At 63.4% G+C, this 20,320-nt stretch carries 16 protein-coding genes; 7 read left to right on the top strand and 9 right to left on the bottom strand.

The genetic code is table 11. The features are described from left to right. Positions 1-172 precede the first annotated feature (172 nt). From GM676_RS26730 to dcd, 4 genes are all read left to right on the top strand, one after another. Positions 173-2,899, top strand: coding sequence for a TonB-dependent receptor (locus GM676_RS26730; protein ID WP_371866382.1), 2,727 nt, complete (start codon positions 173-175; stop codon positions 2,897-2,899). A gap of 88 nt (positions 2,900-2,987) precedes the next feature. After that, on the top strand, positions 2,988-5,405 hold the full coding sequence (locus tag GM676_RS26735; protein WP_155467250.1) for a DNA internalization-related competence protein ComEC/Rec2: 2,418 nt from the start codon (positions 2,988-2,990) through the stop codon (positions 5,403-5,405). Between the two features lie 75 nt (positions 5,406-5,480). Further along, positions 5,481-6,317 (top strand): alpha/beta fold hydrolase, encoded by an 837-nt coding sequence (locus tag GM676_RS26740; RefSeq protein WP_371866383.1) that lies wholly within the window; start codon positions 5,481-5,483, stop codon positions 6,315-6,317. Between the two features lie 36 nt (positions 6,318-6,353). Then, positions 6,354-6,920, top strand: coding sequence for a dCTP deaminase (gene dcd / locus GM676_RS26745; protein ID WP_155467252.1), 567 nt, complete (start codon positions 6,354-6,356; stop codon positions 6,918-6,920). Between the two features lie 13 nt (positions 6,921-6,933). Here dcd and GM676_RS26750 read toward each other — a convergent pair whose 3' ends face one another. Together GM676_RS26750 and GM676_RS26755 are read right to left on the bottom strand one after the other, a co-directional pair. After that, on the bottom strand, positions 6,934-8,328 hold the full coding sequence (locus GM676_RS26750; RefSeq protein WP_155467253.1) for a sensor histidine kinase: 1,395 nt from the start codon (positions 8,326-8,328) through the stop codon (positions 6,934-6,936). Between the two features lie 3 nt (positions 8,329-8,331). Continuing rightward, complete coding sequence (locus GM676_RS26755; protein ID WP_155467254.1) at positions 8,332-9,024, bottom strand: response regulator transcription factor; 693 nt, start codon at positions 9,022-9,024, stop codon at positions 8,332-8,334. A 205-nt stretch (positions 9,025-9,229) separates the two neighbouring features. On the opposite strand from GM676_RS26755, the gene GM676_RS26760 reads away from it, so the two are divergent. From GM676_RS26760 to GM676_RS26770, 3 genes are all read left to right on the top strand, one after another. Continuing rightward, entirely contained in the window at positions 9,230-9,772 is a 543-nt protein-coding gene (locus GM676_RS26760; RefSeq protein WP_155467255.1) for a Spy/CpxP family protein refolding chaperone, read from the top strand. A 57-nt stretch (positions 9,773-9,829) separates the two neighbouring features. After that, the gene (locus GM676_RS26765) at positions 9,830-10,501 is read left to right on the top strand and encodes a hypothetical protein (protein ID WP_155467256.1); all 672 of its coding nucleotides are present in this window, start codon (positions 9,830-9,832) and stop codon (positions 10,499-10,501) included. Positions 10,502-10,564: 63 nt separating this feature from the next. After that, positions 10,565-11,461, top strand: coding sequence for a dioxygenase family protein (locus tag GM676_RS26770; protein WP_155467257.1), 897 nt, complete (start codon positions 10,565-10,567; stop codon positions 11,459-11,461). Here the strand turns inward: GM676_RS26770 and GM676_RS26775 are convergent. The 7 genes from GM676_RS26775 to GM676_RS26805 all read right to left on the bottom strand — a co-directional run bounded on the left by GM676_RS26775 (position 11,458) and on the right by GM676_RS26805 (position 20,106). Next, complete coding sequence (locus tag GM676_RS26775) at positions 11,458-12,894, bottom strand: DUF1501 domain-containing protein (RefSeq protein WP_155467258.1); 1,437 nt, start codon at positions 12,892-12,894, stop codon at positions 11,458-11,460. The genes GM676_RS26770 and GM676_RS26775 overlap by 4 nt on opposite strands. A 9-nt stretch (positions 12,895-12,903) precedes the next feature. After that, a complete protein-coding gene (locus GM676_RS26780) occupies positions 12,904-14,460 on the bottom strand; it encodes a DUF1800 domain-containing protein (RefSeq protein ID WP_371866384.1) in 1,557 nt (518 codons plus the stop codon). Between the two features lie 448 nt (positions 14,461-14,908). After that, positions 14,909-17,161 (bottom strand): arginine/lysine/ornithine decarboxylase, encoded by a 2,253-nt coding sequence (locus GM676_RS26785; protein ID WP_155467260.1) that lies wholly within the window; start codon positions 17,159-17,161, stop codon positions 14,909-14,911. A 214-nt stretch (positions 17,162-17,375) separates the two neighbouring features. Further along, positions 17,376-17,948 (bottom strand): DUF4337 domain-containing protein, encoded by a 573-nt coding sequence (locus tag GM676_RS26790; RefSeq protein ID WP_155467261.1) that lies wholly within the window; start codon positions 17,946-17,948, stop codon positions 17,376-17,378. Between the two features lie 19 nt (positions 17,949-17,967). Further along, positions 17,968-18,453, bottom strand: coding sequence for a dihydrofolate reductase (locus GM676_RS26795; RefSeq protein WP_155467262.1), 486 nt, complete (start codon positions 18,451-18,453; stop codon positions 17,968-17,970). Beyond that, positions 18,446-19,138 (bottom strand): alpha/beta fold hydrolase, encoded by a 693-nt coding sequence (locus GM676_RS26800; protein ID WP_155467263.1) that lies wholly within the window; start codon positions 19,136-19,138, stop codon positions 18,446-18,448. The genes GM676_RS26795 and GM676_RS26800 overlap by 8 nt, the downstream gene beginning before the upstream one ends. Continuing rightward, positions 19,135-20,106 (bottom strand): thymidylate synthase, encoded by a 972-nt coding sequence (locus tag GM676_RS26805; RefSeq protein ID WP_155467264.1) that lies wholly within the window; start codon positions 20,104-20,106, stop codon positions 19,135-19,137. The genes GM676_RS26800 and GM676_RS26805 overlap by 4 nt, the downstream gene beginning before the upstream one ends. Between the last annotated feature and the right edge of the window lie 214 nt (positions 20,107-20,320).

The raw sequence follows: 20,320 nt of genomic DNA on the forward strand, positions 1-20,320 counted from the left end.
ATCATACAAGGGAGACTACATGCAATACCAATCTATCCGCGTGGCGGCTGTCCCCGCGCGCCCACTCTATTTGAAAATGTCGGTAGCCGCGCTGATGGGCGCGGGCCTGCTCAGCAGCGCCTCGGTGTGGGCGCAGGCGGCCGCCGAAAAAACGGAACCCTCTGACACGACCGTGGTTGTCACGGGCGTCAAGGCATCTCTGATCAAGAGCCTGGCGATCAAGCGCACCAGCGACCAGGTCGTGGAATCGGTGGTTGCCGACGACATCGGCAAGCTGCCAGATAACAATGTCGTCGAAGCGTTGCAGCGCGTGACGGGCATCCAGGTCACCGACCGCGCCGGCGGCGAAGTCGGCACCTTGTCCATCCGTGGCCTGCCTGACGTCCAGACCACCTGGAACGGCCGCACCATTTTCACCGCCTCCGGCACGCAGGTCGCGCTGCAGGACATTCCGTCGACCCTGGTTCGCCAGATCGACGTCTACAAGACGCGCGACGCCAGCCAGCTGGAAACCGGGATCGCAGGCCAGATTGACGTCAAGTCGCTGCGGCCGTTCGATTTCAAGGGTTCGAAAGTGTCGCTGTCGGCGCGTGAGACCTATCTCGATCCCGCGAAAAGATGGAACCCCCAGCTCAGCGGCATGTTGAGCAACCGCTGGCAAACCGGCTACGGCGAATTCGGTGCCCTGGTCAATCTGTCGGATACCAAGACCAAATACCGCACTGAAAGCGTGGCGCCGGGTGCCATGGTGCCATTTGTCAGCCCCAATGCCGCCGAAGATCCCGCCGGTTACACGCCCTTGCAGCGCATCTTCGACAACAATATCTGGACGCCTGGTACCCGTACCGGCCTGCCGATGGCAGCCGGTTCGACGCTGAATTTCAACGGCAAAGCGTATCCGTACTACCTGTCGCGTGACGCCGTTTTCCAGAGCGACCTCCAGGGCGAGCGGGAACGTTCTTCCGCCAATATCGCCTTGCAGTGGAAGCCGAACAGCGATTCGGTCTACACCTTCGAATCGATGTACAACGGTTATCGTAACAAGACCTTCAACAAGTTGCTGTTCAGCTTTGTCGACTGGTGGGGCGATCTCGGCAGCAACCCTGCGGGGTCGATCACGACGTTCCCGGGAACGAACGTTATCAAGAGCCGTACCGTCAATAACGTCTATGGTTTCAACAGCGGCGACCTCAACACGTCGGCAACCGATTCCTACGTGTATGCCCTGAACGGCAAGTGGGACCTGGGCGACCGCCTGAGGCTGGAAGGTGATCTGTCGTACCAGACCAGCACCTTCCACTCGGAATTCACCGCCACCCGAATCGATCGCGTTGCACCGTCCATCAACGTCAACTTCAATGACGGCAACAACAACACAGCGTTCCATTTTAACAACGATGCCGACCTGGCCGACCCGAGCAAGTGGAATGTCGCGCAGTTCTTCGATAACGCCAACCGCAACAAGGGCAGCGCCGTGACGGCCAGTCTGGCGGGCGTCTTCGATGCCGACTGGGGGGCGCTGAAGACGATCCACTTCGGCGCGCGCTTCGACGACCGCAAGGCGTCGGAGGCCAACCGTGGCCAATCGGCCGCCCTGAACCGCAATCTCGCCTCCCTGGGGTCGGAGTATTCCTCCGTCAACTCGAACTTCGGCACGGCAATTTCGGACGTTCCGCGCTCGTGGGTGGAGCCCAATGCCTACTACATCCGCGACAATATCGATGCCTGGCGCAAGCTCTATAACTCGGTCGATCCCAACTTCATGACGACGGACAAACTGCGCCTGCAGAAAACCTTCGAGGTCGACGAAAAGACGAACAACCTGTTCCTGATGGGGAACACCGAGAACGAGCTGTTCGGCCATCGCCTGCGCGGCAATTTCGGCGTGCGCTACGTCAAGGTCGATACCGACATGACCTTCTATAAGGTGGATGCCACCACCAAGGCGGTCACCGCGACCAGTGCCAGCAAGTCGACCAGCAAGGTCCTGCCGAGCATGACCCTGATTTACGACCCGGTCAAGGACGTCGTGCTGCGCTTCAACTATGGTGAAACCCTGCGTCGCCCGAGCTTCGGTGATCTGAATCCTGTCTATCAGCTCGGTGACGACGTTTCGAAGGTGGGTTACGGTTCGGGCAGCGGTGGTAATCCGGACCTGAAACCGACGCAATCCAAGAATCTCGACCTGACGGCTGAGTGGTATTTCCAGAAGGACAGTGCCGTCTACGGTACCCTGTTCAAGCGCAAGATCGACGGCCTGGTCGTGAACTTGGCCCGCAGGGTTCACGTCGCTCCGGCGGACGATCCGTTCCGCAACTCGACCTCGGGTGGCGACCATACGAACGGCTATGACTACGTCATCAACTCGCCGACCAACGCATCCAACGGCAAGATCAGTGGCGCCGAGCTCGGCTTCATCTACTTCCCGAAAGGGCTGCCGAGCCTGCTGGACGGTTTCGGCATCCAGGGCAGCTATACGCATCTCACCTCGTCGCAGAACGTGCCCGAGGCCAATAGTGCCGGCGTCATCGTCGCTCAGCTCGAGACACCGTTCTTCGGCGTGTCCAACCGCTCCTACAACGCCACCTTGGCTTACGAAAAGGGCCCGATCAGCGCGCGCTTGTCCCAGGTCTGGCGCTCCGGCTTCCTGGCCACCAACGAAGCGGCATTGTTTGCAAATCCGATCGGTATCTGGCGTCATCCGGAAAAGAGCGTGGACATGCAAGTCACCTATAAAATCAACGACAACATGTCGTTCGATATCAGTGGTGTCAACCTGACCAACGAAGTGCAGCAGGCGTACTATCACTTCGGCAATGCCGGTAACCCACAGCTGACCAATTTCGGCACGCTCCAGATCGGACGTTCGATCGCGGTTGGCTTGCGCTGGAAGATGTAAGCTGAACTGAGCCATATCAAACGGCGGCAGGCTTGACGGCCTGCCGCCGTTTTTATTTGCGTAGTATCGCCGGAAGGGGAGGCGGGCTATGCGGATGGCGTTGATTGGTTTCGCGGTGGGCGCGGCGTGCTTGCAGCAGCAGGCGGCGTTGCCACCGCCGCTTGCGATGGCGCTGGCATCGGCTGTGCTGCTGGTTACGATCGCCGCCGCGCTCCGGTTCGCGCCCCGTCTGCCGCCCGCGCTGGGCGTGGCGGCGGGTATGCTGGCTGGCGCGGTGTTTGGCTTTCTCTGGGCGGCGTGGCTGGCGCAGCGTGCCTTGGCGCCGCAACTGGCGCTGGCCGATGAGGGGCGCGACTTGCGCATTGTCGGCACGGTCGACAATCTGCCATATCGTTTTTCGCAAGGCCTGCGTTTCAACTTTGCGGTGGAGCGCGCGGATGCCGTGGTGCCGCCAAGGATTGTGCTGTCATGGTATGCCGGCCGCGCCAACGAGATGCCGCCCGACGTGCGGCCCGGCGAACGCTGGCGGTTGACGGTGCGCTTGCAGCGGCCGCACGGCAACGCCAATCCCTACGGTTTCGATTACGAAGCGTGGCTGCTGGAGCAGGGCGTGCGCGCGACCGGCTATGTGCGCGTGGCGCGCGATAATCGCCGGCTGGAGCGCTTTGTTTTCAGCCTCGGCAACACCGTCGAGCATTGCCGCGCGCTGCTGCGCGACCGCATCCTGGCGGCGCTGCCGGGCAAGCCATATGCCGGTGTGATCGTGGCGCTGGTGGTGGGCGATCAGCGCGGGATCGATCAGGCGGACTGGCAGGTGTTCAATCGTACCGGCATCGGGCACCTGATTTCCATCTCCGGTTTGCATATTACGATGGTGGCGGGGCTGTTCGCGTGGGCTGCGTTCACCCTGTGGCGCCGGTCGTTTTTCACGCGCGCGCAGTTGCCGCTGCTGTTGCCGGCGCAGAAGGTGGCGGCGCTGGCCGGGGCGGGCGTGGCGCTGCTGTATGTGCTGCTGGCCGGCTTCGGCGTGCCGGCGCAGCGCACCTTGTACATGCTGATGGTGGTCGCCGCCGCGCTGTGGCTCAACCGGCTGACCAGCATTTCACATGTGCTGTGCACCGCGCTGGGCGTGGTGGTACTGATCGACCCGTGGGCGGTGCTGTGGCCGGGCTTCTGGCTGTCGTTCGGCGCGGTCGCCATTATTCTGTACGCGACAGTCGGCCGCACCACGCCGCTGGCCCATCACGCCGCGCCGGGAACGCCGCACGTGCCGGTGCCGCCGTCGCGCCGCGAGCGGCTGGTGCACGCGTTGCGCGTCGGCGTGAATACGCAGTACGTGGTCACGTTCGGGCTGGTGCCCATCACCATGCTGCTGTTCGGCCAGGTATCCGTGGTCAGTCCGCTGGCGAACGCGGTGGCGATTCCGCTGATTAGCCTCGTGGTGACGCCACTCGCGCTGGTGGGCAGCATGCTGCCGCGCTTGTTGGCCATGCCGGTGCTAGGCGGGGCGCATGCGCTGGTGGACGCCTTGGCGCTCTGCCTGCAATGGTTCAGCGCCATGCGCTACGCCGTGTGGAGCGCGCCGGTGCCGCCGTTCTGGCTGTTCTGCTGGGCGATGTTCGGCACCATCTGGCTGCTGGCCCCACGTGGCTGGCCGGTGCGCTGGCTGGGCCTGGCGACATGGATTCCGCTACTGGCGGCCGAGCCCTCACACCCCGCGCCCGGCCGCATGACGGTCACCGCCTTCGACGTGGGGCAGGGCATGGCGCTGCTGATCGAGACCAGCGGCCACCGGTTACTGTACGACACCGGCCCCGCCTACACCCCGGAGACCAACGCCGGCAACCGCGTCCTGCTGCCGTACCTGCGGGCGCGCGGCATCAGCGCACTGGATGGCATGGTTATCTCGCATAGCGATACCGATCACTCGGGCGGAGCGCTCTCGCTGCTGGACGGCGTGCCGACTGGCTGGGTGCTGTCCTCGCTGCCGGGGCGGCATGCCATCGCGCAGGCCGCGCGCCAGCACCTGCACTGCGCCACCGGTCAGCACTGGACGTGGGATGGCGTGCGCTTTGAAGTACTGCATCCACAAGCCGCCAGCTATGCCGACGCCAAGCTCAAGGCCAACGCGCGCAGTTGCACGCTGAAGGTCACGGCCGGGAGCAAGTCCATACTGCTGGCGGGCGACATTGAAGCCGGGCAGGAGGCGGAACTCGCCAGGCATGGCGGCCTGCAAGCCGACGTCCTGCTGGCGCCGCACCACGGCAGCGGCACCAGTTCGACACCGGCCTTCCTGCTGGCGGTGCGCCCGCAAGCGGCCATTTTTCAGGTCGGCCACCGCAACCGCTACCACCATCCCAAGCCGGAAGTCTATCAACGCTACGGCGCCGCCCACATCGCCCGCTACCGCACCGACCAGGCCGGCGCGCTGACGCTGGAATTTGATGAAACTATACGAATATCCGCCTACCGCGACGCCCATTCCCGTTATTGGCAGTCGCGCTAATTAGAGCGTTTCCACCAGCCGCCGTTGCGGACTCCCATTACAATGAGGCAAAAACAACCATACGGGAGACCGCTTGTGAGCAAGCCCAAGCTGCATTTCGCCCACGCCAACAGCTATCCTGCGGGCGTGTACCGCCAGTTCTTTGCCGCGTTATCCGAGGATTTCGACATCCAGTCGCTGGACATGCACGCGCACAATCCCAGCTATCCGGTCACCGACTGCTGGCCGCATCTGGTCGACGAATACATCAACGAACTGACCACCCGCTACACCGAGCCGGTGATTCTGGTCGGCCACTCGCTGGGCGGCATGCTGAGCTTGATGGTGGGGCACAAACGTCCCGACCTGGTCCGTTGCGTGGTGATGCTGGACGCGCCCGTGGTGGGGGGCTGGCGCGCCTTCGCCTGGCGCATGATCAAGCTGCTGGGCCGCGCCCACAGTGTGCCGCCGGCCAAGTTCTCCATCCGCCGCCGCAACGTCTGGCCGGATGCCCGGAGCGCGCACGACCACTTTGCCGCCAAAGACCTGTTCGCTGCCTGGGCGCCCGGCGTGCTGGCCGATTACATGGACAGCGGCCTGAAACCGCATCCCGAAGGCGTGCAACTGCGCTTCACGCGCGAGAACGAAACCGCGGTCTACGCCAGCCTGCCGCACCACCTGCCCAAGCTGCTGCGCAACGGTTATCCGGTGCCGATCGGCTTCATCGGCGGCGACAATTCATGGGAGACCAGCCAGTCGGGCCACCAGCACACCCAGGCGCTGGTCGGGCGGCATTTCCGCATCCTGCCGGGCGGCCACTTGTACCCGATGGAGACGCCGGCCGCCGCCGCCCAGGCAACCAGGGAAATGATCGCCGACTTGCTGGGAGAGCAAGCTGGTAAAAAAGTTCTTAAAAAGGCTGCGGTAGCGTAAAATCCCGGGCATTGTAAAACTTCAGGATGCCTTGCGATGACGATTAAAAGCGATAAATGGATACGCCGGATGGCGGAACAACACGGGATGATCGAGCCTTTCTTCCCGGACCAGATACGCCAGGAAGACGGCCGCAAGGTGATTTCCTACGGTACCTCGTCGTATGGCTACGACATCCGTTGCGCCGACGAGTTCAAGGTGTTCACCAACATCAACAGCACCATCGTCGATCCGAAGAACTTCGATTCGAACTCCTTCGTCGACGTGAAAAGCGACGTCTGCATCATCCCGCCGAACTCGTTCGCGCTGGCCCGCACCATGGAATACTTCCGCATTCCGCGCAGCGTGCTGACCGTCTGCCTGGGCAAGTCGACCTACGCCCGCTGCGGCATCATCGTCAACGTCACGCCGTTCGAGCCGGAATGGGAAGGCTATGTGACGCTGGAATTCTCCAACACCACGCCGCTGCCGGCCAAGATCTACGCCGGCGAAGGCTGCGCGCAGGTGCTGTTCTTCGAAAGCGACGAAGTGTGCGACGTCTCGTACAAGGACCGCAACGGCAAATACCAGGGCCAGCACGGCGTGACCCTGCCAAAAGCGTAAGACGCCACGCCGGTCAGCGCTTGACCGGCAAAATCATTTCCACGCACAGGCCGCCGCCGGCGCGGTTGCTGGCCTTGATGCTGCCGCCATGCGCTTCGATCACGTGCTGGGCGATCGCCAGTCCCAGGCCGTGGCCTTCGGTGCTGGCGTTGCTGGAGCGGAAGAAGGGCTGGAAGATGGTGTCCAGGTCGGCCGGCGACACCCCCGGCCCCCGGTCCAGCACACGGATAATCAGCTGGCTGGACTCCGGCAGCGAGCGCGCTTGCAGCTGCACTTCACCGCCCTCCGGGCTGTGCTTGATGGCGTTGCGCACCACGTTTTCGATGGCGCGGCCCAACAGGTCGGCCTGGCCGATCACCTGCACGTCCGCTTCGCCTTCCTGCACCACGTCGCGCTGCTGGCTGGCGGCTTCGTAGCGGGCGTCGTCGGCGATCTGGTCGAGCAGGTCGGCCATGCTGATTTCTTCCTGCGACGCCTTGATGGCGCCGGCTTCCAGGCGGGCCAGCGTCAGCAGTTCCCCCACCAGCTTATCCATGCGCACGCTTTCGCGTTCGATGCGCTCCATCGACGCGCTCCATTTTTCCGGCTGCTGGTGCGCCAGGCCGATGGCCGCTTGCAGGCGCGCCAGCGGCGAGCGCAGTTCGTGCGAGACGTCGTGCAGCAGGCGGGTCTGACCGTCGATCAGGCTGCGCAGGCGGGCGGTCATGCGGTCGAAGTCGCGGCCCAGGTCATTGAGTTCGTTGCCGACCTTGTTGCTGTCCTTGGCGAAACGCGGCGCCAGGTCGCCGTTGGCGGCGGCGTCGAAGGCCTGGCGCAGGGCGCGGATCGGGCGCGAGAAGTACCAGGCCAGCAGCACCGCAAACAGCAGGCTGGCCAGCGTGGCGGCGGCAATCGGCACCCATGGGCCGAGCGGCTGGAAGCGTGGTCCCCAAGGTCGGTCGCCGCCCATCTCGCCGCCGCCAAGATTGGCCAGCAACTGGCGGTTGTCGCCTTCGAGGCCGCGCTGGCGCTCGCCCGAGGGCAGGAACAGCAGATAGCGCTTGCCGTCGTCGCCCGCCACCTGGCGCACGGCGCGCCGCCTGCCTTCTTCCTTGAGGCGGGTGCGCGATTCCTGCAAGGTGCGCTGATTGACGCTGCGGCCCAGCAGCTCATGTCCCTGCTCATCGACCGCATACACGCGGTGGCGCTCCATGTTCTCCAGCATGCGCGTCAGGGCCTTCACGCCGCCGAATTCCAGCGTGGCGGCGGCCGCATTGATGGCGATTTCCGCCGGCGGGCTGGTGTCCAGACTAACCGGGCTGTTCTGCTGATTGCGGCTCTTCAGCCAGATGGCGCCGCCGATGCCCACCGTCGCGGCCAGCTGCGCCAGCAGGATCGACAGGAAAAACTTCCAGAACAAACGGCCCAAGACTTACTCCTTGATCAGCTGGTAGCCCAGGCGATACACGGTTTGCAGGCAGGAGCGGCCGTCGGCGATGGTGCCGAGCTTGTGGCGCAGCGAGCTCAGGTGAACGTCGATGTTGCGGTCGAAGCGCGCCAGCGGACGGCCCAGGCCTTGCTCGGACAGGGTGTTCTTGCTGACCGGACGGCCGGCGTTGCGCGCCAGCACTTCCAGCAGGTTGAATTCGGTGCTGGTCAGTTCCAGCTTGTCGCCGGCCCAGGTGGCGCGGCGCTGTTCCGGCCACATGGTCAGCTGGCCGACCGTGATGGCGGTCTGCTGGCCGTTGTCGACCGGCGCGCTCTGCGCGCGGCGCAGGATGGCGCGGATGCGCGCGGTCAGCTCGCGCGGCGTGCACGGCTTGGCGACGTAATCGTCGGCGCCCAGCTCCAGGCCGACAATGCGGTCGGTGTCGTCGCCGCGGCCGGTCAGCATCAGGATCGGCAGCTGGCTGTTGGTGCGGATGCGGCGCAGGGTTTCCAGCCCGTTCATGCGCGGCATCATCACGTCGAGGATGGCGATGGCGTACAGGCCGGTAAAAGCCTCGGCGGTGCCGGCTTCGCCGTCGTGCACGGTTTTGACCTCAAAGCCTTCCTGTTCCAGGTATTCCTTGAACATGCCCACCAGTTCGATGTCGTCGTCGATCAACAGTACTTTGCTCTTCATTGCTGCCATTTTCTTTGGATACAGATCGCCCATCATAACAGTCCGCACCCGCACGGCGACGGGCTTTTACCCCGTTTTACAACGCATTACCTGAGGGGAATTGAATGTCAGATGTGCATCTTTACGTCGATTTACGTTGCCCTAACGCCACTTAACACGGGGGGCGCCGAGAATGATGTCTCACTACCAATCAAGGATTATTTGCATGAAAACATCAAAACCAAGCGTACGCAATATCCTGCTGGCCGCCGTCCTGGCGCTGCCGCTGTTTGCAACGGCGATAGACATGGGCGAGGAGCAAGCGCCGGCGCCGCAGGGCGAGCACGGTCACGGCCCGCAACAGGGCGGTCCCGAGCATGGCGGCCCGGATCGCGGCCCTGGCTTTGGTCCAGGTTTCGCGCACGGCGCCGGTCCGGGTTTCGGTCCTGGCCGTCCGCCATCGTTCCACGGTCTTGATCTGAGTGAAGCCCAGGAGGACAAGATCTTTGCCATCCTGCACGCCCAGGCGCCGTATCTGCGCGAGCAATTCAAGGCCGCCGCCAAGGCCCGCGAAGCGCTGCGCGCGCTGGCCGGCGCCGACCAGTACGACGACGCCAAAGCCGCCGCGCTGGCGAAGGACGCCGCTACCGCCGAAGCCAATATCGCGCTCCAGCATGTGCGCACTCAACAGAAATTGCTGGCCGTGCTGACGCCGGAACAGCGCAAGAAGCAAGCGGACGAAAAGCCGCGCCATCCGCAGCGCCCTTGACGTTTTTTTGCAGAGCAGTGCCGTAGTCCCTTTCAAACCTAATAAGCGGAGAACCGTATGTCTATCAGCGCCCTGAGTTCCACCAGCGCCGCCAGCGCGCTCAGTTTCCTGAGCCGTTTGAGCAGCAGCAACATCAGCAGCAATAACAGCACCGAAGGCGTGCGCCCGCCGCCACCGCCGCCGGATGACGGCGGCGGCTTCGCCGACGCCATTGCCGAGGCGCTGAAGTCGATCGGCATCACCGACACCAGCAGCGCCGGCACCAGCGGCACCGACAGCTCGACCGCGTCTGCCAGCTCCGACGCCACCGACAGCACGACCGATGCCAACGATGTGGCGGCGGCGCTGGGCAGCTTCCTGCAAAGCCTGATGGGCGCACTGCACGCGCAGCACAGCGAAAGCGCCGAGGCGCCGCCGCCGTACGGCGAGCAGCAGGGCGGTCCTGGCGGTCCGGGCAAGCTGGAGTCGGACCTGCAAAGCCTGATCTCGGAACTCGGTTCGAGCGATAGCAGTGACAGCGGCGATGCGGTCGATCAGCTGGAAAGTTCCTTCGCCAACCTGCTGGACAAGCTGGGCGCAAGCTCGACCACCTCCAGCGCCGACAGCACGGATAGCACCAGCGGCACCAGCACCGATGCGGCCAGCAAACTGGCGGCCTTCCTGCAAGCGCTGTCGACCAAGGTCGGCGGCAACGGCAGCAGCGGCAATCTGGTGAACACCACGGTTTAAAGCAGTACCGGCCGCCGTGCGCTTGTGTGCGGCGGCCGTTTTCTCACCCAAGCAGGAGTAGGTATGGAATCTCATGACGATCACGAACACAGCCTGGCGGCCGACCTGACCGCGATGCTCAACCTGAACAGCGACCGTCGCCAGACGCTGCGCTGGTTGCTGGCCGGCGCTTCGGCCCTGCCGGTGCTCGGTTGCGGCGGCGGCTCGGGCAGCAGCGACAGCACGACCAGCACCACGTCCACGGCCACCACCACGACACCGACCACCGGCACCACCACGACCACCGGCACCACCACCACGACCACCACCGGTTCGTGCTCGGTGATTCCGGAGGAAACCGGCGGCCCGTATCCGGCCGACGGCACCAACAGCAACAGCAGCGGGGTGGTCAACGTGCTGACCCAGTCGGGCGTGGTGCGCAGCGACATCCGCAGCAGCTTCGGCAGCGCCAGCGGCACGGCGGCCGGCGTGCCGCTGACCATCAAACTGCAAATCGTCAACGCCAACAACAACTGCGCGGCCCTGGCCAATGCCGCGGTCTACCTGTGGCACTGCGACCGCGACGGCAACTACTCGCTGTACTCCAGCGGCGTGACCAACCAGAATTACCTGCGCGGTGTGCAGGAAGCCGACAGCAACGGCAACATCACCTTCACCACCATTTACCCGGGTTGCTACTCGGGCCGCGTGCCGCACGTGCACTTCGAGGTGTACCCGACGCTGGCCAAGGCCAGCAGCGCCTCGAACCGCATCAAGACCTCGCAGTTCACCTTCCCGGTGGCGACCAGCCAGGCGGTCTATGCCACCACCGGCTACAGCGCCAGCGTGACGAACCTGGCGGCGATCAGCTTCGCCACCGACAACATCTTCAGCGACGGCTACTCGCTGCAAATGGCCACCATCACCGGCAACGCCACCGACGGCTACGTGGCGACGCTGACGGTGGCGGTGTCGGGCTAAGCCGCCATGAAGCCCAGATTGCGGACGCTGAAGTTGCCGATGTTGGGGAACACGTCCGTAATCTGCGTCGGGGACAGGCCGAACCAGCTGGCCAGGGTGGCGCCGTACTGATCCACCGAGATGCTGGGCAGCAGCGCCCCGGAACCCACGTCAAGATCGTGGCCGACCCCGACCGGGGGCATGATGCCGTAGATATTGCGTCCCTTGACCGCCGCGCCAAACACAAAGTGGTGCGATCCCCAGCCGTGGTCCGTGCCGTCGCCATTGCTGGTGAAGGTGCGGCCGAAGTCGGATGCGGTGAAGGTGGTGACCTGGCGACGCATATCGGTCCCCTGCAAGCTGGCCAGCGAGGTGTCGAAATACGCCATGGCGTGGGCCAGGCGGGCCAGCAGGTCGGCTTGCCGGTTGCTCTGGAAATCATGGGTGTCAAAGCTGCCCAGCGAAACATAGAACACCTGGCGCTTCAGCCCCAGCGCGTTGCGCCCGCCGATGATGCGCGCCACCGTCTGCAACTGCACGGCCAGCGGATTCACGGCCGCCGCGCCGGTGACCGGGTTGATGTAAGGCGTGGGATCCGGCACGCCGCCGGCGCCGGCCGGCAGCATCGCGGTGCTGATGGTGGCATACGAATCGATCGCGCGGCTGGTGACGGCGACGTGTTCCTTGGGAATCGGATCGCTAAAGCTGGCCGTCGCGATCTGGCGTAACGGCACCGATGAGGCGGGGGCGCCAAAGATCGGCGCATCCAGATTGCGGACGGCGATCGGGCCGCTGCCATTGATTTGGTACTGACGCACCTTGCGCCCGCTCAGGAACAGCGCATTGCCCGAGGTGGACACGGCGGTAAACGCGGAACTGGTGCTGGCGGCGATGATATCGGCAAGACGGCCGCCCCAGCCAAAATCCCCCGAACTGCTTGCCTGCGGCGATTGCCACAGCGCTTGCTGGTCGCTGTGCGAGAACAGGCGTGGCGGCAGCGGCACCGCGCCGGCGTTGTATTGCGCCAGCGTGGTGGGCCGGATCAGCGTGCCGACATTGGCGACGATGGCGGCGCGGGCGCTGTCGAACAGGTGCTTCACCGGCAGCATGGACGGGTGCAGCGCAAAGCTGCGTCCGCCCTGACTGGTGACTGGCGTGATGGGAAGAATGCCGCCGGCGGCGCCGGCCGCGGGCAGCGCGATCGAGCCGGCCTCCGAAGTCGAGCGCAGGCGCTTGTAGAGGTTCCAGGACTCGCTGTCGGTGGTCAGTACGGTATTGAAGTGATCGTTGCCGCCGTTCAGGAAGACGCAGACCAGAGCTTTGTAATCGCTGGCGGTTTGTGCGGCGGCGCTGCCCATGGCGGCCAGGTTAATGCTGAACGGCAGACTGCTGCCGCCTGCCAGCGCCAGCATCTTGCTGACGAAGTCGCGGCGTGATTGATTGTGTTGAGACATGCTGAATCCTTATCGTTGCGCCAGATATTCGGGCGAGGCCATGGTGAGGAAGATCGCCATGTAGACACGGTTCTTGCGCGCCGTATCGATCTTGGCGGCGTTGCTGCCGGTGGCGGCGGGCAGGGGCACGGCGGTGACCGCGCTGATGATCTGATTGCGCAGCGTGGTCGACATGCCGCTTCCCATCAGCAGCAGCTGCACCCGGTCCACCAGGTCGGCCGGCGTCGCCGCCAGCGCCAGCTCATTGGCATAGTCGGCTTTAATATCGAACACCACGCCGCTGCCGCCGGCCCCCAGGGCGACGGTGGTCTGCATGAAGTTCAGATAGCTGGTAACGCTGGGCTCGCTGGTGATTTGCATCTCCGGCGACACCAGCTGCGCGGCCGACAGCGAAGTGTTGGGCGGCGAATAGCCTGGGCGGTAGAAGTTGAACACCGACGGCGAGCGCATCGGCGTCTGGCCGATGCCGTTGGTCGGATCTTCGATATTGCCGATCGGGAAGCGGCCGCTGCTGGATTTCGCATTAAAGGCCCGCATCCAGTTGGCCATCCGCAGCACGGGTTCACGCAGCTTTTTCGGACGGCCGGTGTCGGCCGCTTCCGGGTCCAGCAAAATCGCGCGGATCACGGCGCGCATGTCGCCGCGCACGCCGGCACCGTTGTTGGCGAACGCTGCCGAGACGCGGCTGATGTAGGCCGGACTCGGATTGCTGCTGACCAGCCGCTGAATCAGTTGGCGGCCAATGAAGGGGCCGACGTTGGGGTGGTTGAACAGGGTGTCCAGCGCCACCTTCAAGTCCGCCTCGCCGCTGCCATTGGTGGAGACGCCGAGGAAGCTCTTGTTCGAGGTGGAGTGGTAAGCCGGATACATCTGCATCGGCATCCAGTCGCGCGAGGGGTCGGCGATCCAGCCGAAGAAACGCCCGGTGCTCTTGTCCGGACCGCCCCAGCTCCAGCCGGTGAAGACCTTGGCCAGACCGGCCACGTCCGCGTGGGCATAGGTTTCGATCGGCGCTCCCGCGCTGGTCTTGACGCTGCCGTCCTGATTCAGCTGGTACAAGCCGATCGACATCAGCTGCATGATTTCGCGGGCAAAATTCTCATCGGCCACGCGCGTGCCATCTTCTTTCTGGTTGCGCATGTGGCTGAGGTAGACCCCCATCGCTGGGTGGAGCGCCACCGCTTGCAGCAGGTCACGGAAGTTGCCGAAGGCGTAACGGCCCAGGGTGTCGTAGTAGTCGGCCACGCTGGCCGAATGGTGGAACAGGTTATCGTCGGCGTAGGACACCACGAAAATCTGCGACAGCGCGAAGGCCATGCGCTGGCGTAACTGGTCTCCTCCGGTGACCGCCTGGCGCCAGAACGATTCATAGAATTGATTGGGCGTGAAGGAGGTGCTGACCAGGCCGCTGCTGCGGACGTAGTCGCGGTGCAGCGTTTGCGGTTTGCTGAACTGTGCCTCCAGCCAGGCGGACTTGCCGATGTTGCTCAGATCGGTAATCGCGGCAGAGGTCGGACCAAAGGTGGCCTGGGCCAGGAACTGCGACGCCGCCGCCGGTGACAGCACTCTGTCGATCGTTTGCGTACCGGTAGCAGTCGCGCCACTGACGACCATGGCGGCCCGGGTGAGACTCTGGGGAGTGGAAGTGGAAGTTGGCGTTTCGCTGGTGCTACTGCCCCCACAAGCAGTTAGCAACAGACCGCTGACCAAGCTGGCGGCGAGCTGTAAACGGTTGCACTTCATTCGTTCGACCCTAAAAATTAAGATGGGCACGATTTTAGAAGAGCTCGGTAGCGCACACTGTTGGAGATTTATTTGTGATATGTAATTGTTTAGATTTTAATAAAAAATTAACCGAAGTTACTGGCATTTTAGGAGTGAGTTCGGCGAACTTATTAAGTGCATAAAAACAATTTCTTTTCGAGAATGTCAATTCCACGCAACGTTTTTTTTACAAAGTAACAAAAAAGGCAGCCGAAGCTGCCTTTTTATGCGGTGCGCGGGTTTTTTATGCTTATTGTTTGACGCAATCGACGAAGTAGCCGCGCTTGCCGTCCACTTCGCGCTTGACCAGGCCGTGCACGTCGGTCTCGAAGCCGGGGAAGCGCTCGTTGAAGTCGCGCGCGAAGCGCAGGTAGTCGACGATGGTCTTGTTGAAGCGTTCGCCCGGGATCAGCAACGGAATGCCCGGAGGATACGGCGTCAGCAGGATCGAGGTGATGCGGCCTTCCAGCTCGTCAATCGCCACGCGCTCGATTTCGCGGTGCGCCATCTTGGCGAACGCGTCCGACGGCTTCATGGCCGGCACCATGTCCGACAGGTACATCTCGGTGGTCAGGCGCGCCACGTCGTAGGCCTTGTAGAAGTCGTGGATCTGCTGGCACAGGTCGCGCAGGCCCATTTTTTCGTAGGTCGGGTTGGCGGCCGCGAATTCCGGCAGGATGCGCCACATCGGCTGGTTCTTGTCGTAGTCGTCCTTGAACTGTTGCAGCGCGGTCAGCAGGGTGTTCCAGCGGCCCTTGGTGATGCCGATGGTGAACATGATGAAGAACGAGTACAGGCCGCACTTCTCGATGATCACGCCGTGCTCGGCCAGGTACTTGGTGACGATCGAGGCGGGAATGCCGGTCTCGTCGAACTTGCCGTCCAGCGACAGGCCCGGGTTGACGATGGTGGCCTTGATCGGGTCCAGCATGTTGAAGCCCGGCGCCAGCTTGCCGAAGCCGTGCCAGTCGTCTTCCGCCTTGATGATCCAGTCTTCGCGCGAGCCGATGCCTTCCTCGGCGAACTCGTCCGGGCCCCACACCTTGAACCACCAGTCTTTGCCCCATTCCTGGTCGATCTTCTTCATGGCGCGGCGGAAGTCCAGCGCTTCCAGGATGGATTCCTCCACCAGCGCGGTGCCACCCGGCGCTTCCATCATGGCCGCGGCGACGTCGCACGAGGCGATGATGGAGTACTGCGGCGAGGTCGAGGTGTGCATCAGGTAGGCCTCGTTGAAGGCGTCCTGGTCCAGCTTGACGGTTTCCGATTCGCGCACCAGCACCTGCGAGGCCTGCGACAGGCCGGCCAGCAGCTTGTGGGTCGACTGGGTCGAGAAGATCATCGACTCCTTGGCGCGCGGGCGGTCCTTGCCGATCGCGTGCATGTTCTTGTAGAAGTCGTGGAAGGTGGCGTGCGGCAGCCAGGCTTCGTCGAAGTGCAGGGTGTCGATCTGGCCGTCCAGCAGCTCGCGCAGGGTTTCCACGTTGTACACCACGCCGTCGTAGGTCGACTGGGTGATGGTCAGGATGCGTGGCTTCTTGTTCACGGCGTTGCGCGCGAACGGGTTGGCCTCGATCTTGCGCATGATGCTCGCCATCGAGAACTCTTCCAGCGGGATCGGGCCGATGATGCCCAGGTGGTTACGGGTCGGCATCAGGAACACCGGAATCGCGCCGCACATGATGATCGAGTGCAGGATCGATTTGTGGCAGTTGCGGTCCACCACCACGATGTCGCCCGGCGCCACGGTCGAGTGCCACACCATCTTGTTGGAGGTGGAGGTGCCGTTGGTGACGAAGTAGCAATGGTCGGCGTTGAAGATGCGCGCGGCGTTGCGCTCGGACTTGGCGACCGGGCCAGTGTGGTCCAGCAGCTGGCCCAGCTCTTCCACCGCGTTGCAGACGTCGGCGCGCAGCATGTTCTCGCCAAAGAACTGGTGGAACATCTGGCCGATCGGCGACTTCAGGAAGGCCACGCCGCCCGAGTGACCCGGGCAGTGCCACGAGTAGGAGCCGTCGTTGGCGTATTCCACCAGCGCGCGGAAGAAGGGCGGCGCCAGGCCGTCCAGATAGGACTTGGCTTCGCGGATGATGTGGCGCGCCACGAATTCCGGCGTGTCCTCGAACATGTGGATGAAGCCGTGCAGCTCGCGCAGGATGTCGTTCGGGATGTGGCGCGAAGTGCGGGTTTCGCCGTACAGGTAGATCGGGATGTCGGCGTTCTTGTAGCGGATCTCTTCGACGAAGGCGCGCAGCGATTTCAGCGCGACGTCGGTGTCTTCCACCGAGCCGGAGCCGAATTCCTCATCGTCGATCGACAGCACGAAGGCCGATGCGCGCGATTGCTGCTGGGCGAACTGGGCCAGGTCGCCGTAGCTGGTCACGCCCACTACTTCCATGCCTTCTTTTTCCATCGCATCGGCCAGGGCGCGAATACCCAGGCCGGACGTGTTCTCGGAACGGAAATCCTCGTCAATGATGACGATGGGGAAACGAAATTTCATGCATGTCTCCAAAAAAGCAAGCCGCCCCTGACGTATGTGGAGGGGCGGATTAGGGCGCGGCCGCTCAGGTGAGTGAGCCGCAAAAAAATAAGAACGGGATTCTCGCAGAAATAGCGGCACTGCGGGAAAAAATTATCGTACCAGAATGCACGACAGGCATGACGCCCTTGTTACAGGGGCGCATGCCGTTCATTTAATGTTGCGCGAATGTTACTTAGTGGCCGCCGAACCAGGCCAGCGCGCCCAGCACCAGGCCGACGCCGGCCACGCCGTAGGCCAGGCCCATCATCCATTTCTTGCGGGTCAGCAGGGTGATGGCGGCCAGCGAGATGGCGATCTGCTCGGCGGTGGTGGCTAGCGCCCACTGGTGGTGCTTGTGCATGGCCTCGTCCGACTTGTGGTTCCACTCCTTGGCGGATTCCTCGAACTTCTCGGCTTCCTTCTTGATGTCTTCCTTGTCATGCTTGTAGCGGGCGGCGTCGGCCTCGTAGCGTTTCGGATCGACGCCCGGCAGGGTCATGACCACCTCGGCCAGGTTCTGGCGGGCGTTCTTGGCCTGGTAATAGTTCCAGCGGTTGGCCGCTTCGGTCTTGTCGATGGCGGCGTTGTTCTTGAACATGGCGGCATCGTTCTGGGTGGCGCCGCCGAGGTAGCCGAAGGCCGCGCCGACGGTGGCCAGGATGGCCGTCATCACGGCGATGTTGTTGGAGAAGCCGTCGCTGCCGTGGGCGGCATGTTCGACTGCGTGATCGTGTGGTCCGTGTACGTGGAAGCCTTGGCCAGACATGGTGGGTATCCTCTCAAACTTAGGCCTTGCGGCGCAGGGTGACAAAAGCGTATTTCAAGCCGGATGTCGCCGAGACGTGCTCCTCACGGGTGGTTTCCTGCCAAGCGGCGGCGTCGATCTCGGGGAAGAAGGCATCGCAATCGAAAGTATGGGCGATTTGCGTAATAATCAACTGGTCGGCCAGTTGCAGGGATTGCTTGTAGATTTCCGCGCCGCCGATGACAAAGCCTTCGGCGCCGTCCAGCAGCGCGATGGCGGCTTCGATCGAGCCGACGGTTTCCACGCCCTCGTGCCGCCACTCAGTGTTGCGGGTGATGACGATATTGCGGCGGTTCGGCAGCGGACGGCCGATCGAATCAAACGTCTTGCGGCCCATGATGATGGGATGGCCGGTGGTCAGCCGCTTGAAATGCGCCAGATCCTCAGGCAGTTTCCACGGCAGCGTATTGTTAATGCCGATGCCGCGCTGGGCGTCGGTGGCGACGATGATGGTCAGGTTACTCATAAAATTTCAGCAGATGGTTGGCCAGGGCTTGTGGGGCTTCCAGCGGGATCATGTGGCCGGCGCTTTCGGTCAGCATGTGCAGTTGGGCGGCTGGGTTGTAGGTGGTGAATTCGCGCACGTCGGCGGCGGGGACCAGTTTGTCCTGCTCCGAAGCGACGATCATCACCGGGCAACGCAGCTCGCCGGTGCGGCGCATCAGGTCCGGACGTTCAATGGTGGTGCGGAATTGGGTCAGCAGCACGTCTTTACCCAGTTCCACCGCCATGGCCTGGATGACGTCAACAATCGCCGGATCGTCCAGGTGCTCGGGCGCGAGGATTTCGCGCAGGCGCATTTGCGTCATGCCGGTGTAGATATTCTTTTCAAGCTGCGGGATGATGCGCAGGCGCGTGGCTTTTTCCTTTTCCTGCAAGCCCTTGGCGGAGCTGGCGATGATGACCAGCGAGTTCACCCGCTCCGGATTGGCCAGCGCGAATTCCACCGCCAGGTAAGCGCCCAGCGAGAACGCCACCAGATTGGCTTTGGGCGCGGCGTGCGCCGAGATCAGCTCCTGCATCTGCTGGCGCGAGCGGGCCTTGTGCAGCGGGACGTGGTTGAATTCGAAACCGTCGCCCAGCAGCGGCAGCAGGCGGCCCCACATGCGCTCATCGCACAGGGTGCCCGGTACAAAATCCAGACGCTTCATACTGCCATGGGCGCGGTGATCGGGGCGTGGTGCTGGTAGCCTTCCAGCGCGAAGTCGGACGGTTCGATTTTTTCCAGCCACTCCGGCTCGTATTTGCCGGTCTGCGCGAACGAGGGCACGCGCTCGGAGATGATCAGCTGCGGCAGCGGGAAGGGCTCGCGCTTGAGCTGTTCCTGCACCATCTCCATGTGGTTCTCGTAAATGTGCGCATCGCCGATGAAGTAGGTGAACCAGCGCGGCGTGTAGCCGGTCAGGCGGCCCACGAGATGCATCAGCGCCGCGCCTTCGGCCAGGTTGAATGGTGTGCCGAGGCCAAGGTCGTTGGAGCGCACGTAGAGGCACATCGACAGTTCTTTGGTGGCCGGATTCGGAATGAACTGGTAGAGCAGGTGGCAGGCCGGCAGGGCGACGGCGTCCAGCACGGCCGGATTCCAGCCATGGAACAGGATGCGGCGGCTGCCCGGGTTGTTGACGATGGTGTCCAGGCACTCGCGCAGCTGGTCGATGGCTTTGTAGAGCAGGACTTTCTTCACGCCGTTTTCTTCAATCGGCGCGACCACGGTGAAGCCGTTCTTCCGGGCGTTGGCCAGTTGGGCGGTTTGGTCGGCGTCGATGACTTTGTAGCCTGGCCATTGGCGCCATTGCACGCCGTAGACCGGGCCCAGATCGTCGGTACCGAGGCGGTAAGGGTTGTCCAGCCATTGCTGATTTTCGTTGGCGTTCTGGTCCCAGACCTTGCAGCCCAGGGCACGGAAGTCGGCCGCGCTGCGCGAGGCGCGCAGAAAGGCGCACAGTTCACCCACCACGGATTTGAATGCCAGCTTTTTGGTCGTCACCGCAGGGAAACCTTTGGTCAGGTCGAAGCGCATCATCGCGCCCGGCACGCTCAGCGTGCGGATGCCGGTGCGGTTGTCCTGCCAGCTGCCGGTGTCGATGACGGTCTGGATCAATTCCTGGTATTGCTGCATTCAGTTCTCCAACGTGGGGTGTCGCTCAAAAGACGGTTATTTTAGCAGGGCGCTGCTCAGCGCGAGCCCTGCTTGGGTTTGCGGCCGCCCGGCTGCGCCGTCACACGGCCCGCAGCGCGAGCCTGCGACTTCGCACCGCGTCCGCCAGCCACCAACACCGCGCCTTTCGGCGCCCCGCCGGCGCCCGCGCCGAACGACCGGCCGCCGGCAGACC

The organism is Duganella radicis (assembly GCF_009720825.1).
GTDB classification, from domain to species: domain Bacteria; phylum Pseudomonadota; class Gammaproteobacteria; order Burkholderiales; family Burkholderiaceae_D; genus Rugamonas; species Rugamonas radicis.

Bases quoted from the DNA above. Each gene is read 5' to 3' on its own strand.
- GM676_RS26735 (WP_155467250.1), top strand. From the start codon at position 2,988: ATGCGGATGGCGTTGATTGGTTTCGCGGTGGGCGCGGCGTGCTTGCAG.
- dcd (WP_155467252.1), top strand. From the start codon at position 6,354: ATGACGATTAAAAGCGATAAATGGATACGCCGGATGGCGGAACAACAC.
- GM676_RS26755 (WP_155467254.1), bottom strand. From the start codon at position 9,024: ATGAAGAGCAAAGTACTGTTGATCGACGACGACATCGAACTGGTGGGC.
- GM676_RS26760 (WP_155467255.1), top strand. From the start codon at position 9,230: ATGAAAACATCAAAACCAAGCGTACGCAATATCCTGCTGGCCGCCGTC.
- GM676_RS26765 (WP_155467256.1), top strand. From the start codon at position 9,830: ATGTCTATCAGCGCCCTGAGTTCCACCAGCGCCGCCAGCGCGCTCAGT.
- GM676_RS26770 (WP_155467257.1), top strand. From the start codon at position 10,565: ATGGAATCTCATGACGATCACGAACACAGCCTGGCGGCCGACCTGACC.
- GM676_RS26775 (WP_155467258.1), bottom strand. From the start codon at position 12,894: ATGTCTCAACACAATCAATCACGCCGCGACTTCGTCAGCAAGATGCTG.
- GM676_RS26785 (WP_155467260.1), bottom strand. From the start codon at position 17,161: ATGAAATTTCGTTTCCCCATCGTCATCATTGACGAGGATTTCCGTTCC.
- GM676_RS26790 (WP_155467261.1), bottom strand. From the start codon at position 17,948: ATGTCTGGCCAAGGCTTCCACGTACACGGACCACACGATCACGCAGTC.
- GM676_RS26795 (WP_155467262.1), bottom strand. From the start codon at position 18,453: ATGAGTAACCTGACCATCATCGTCGCCACCGACGCCCAGCGCGGCATC.
- GM676_RS26800 (WP_155467263.1), bottom strand. From the start codon at position 19,138: ATGAAGCGTCTGGATTTTGTACCGGGCACCCTGTGCGATGAGCGCATG.
- GM676_RS26805 (WP_155467264.1), bottom strand. From the start codon at position 20,106: ATGCAGCAATACCAGGAATTGATCCAGACCGTCATCGACACCGGCAGC.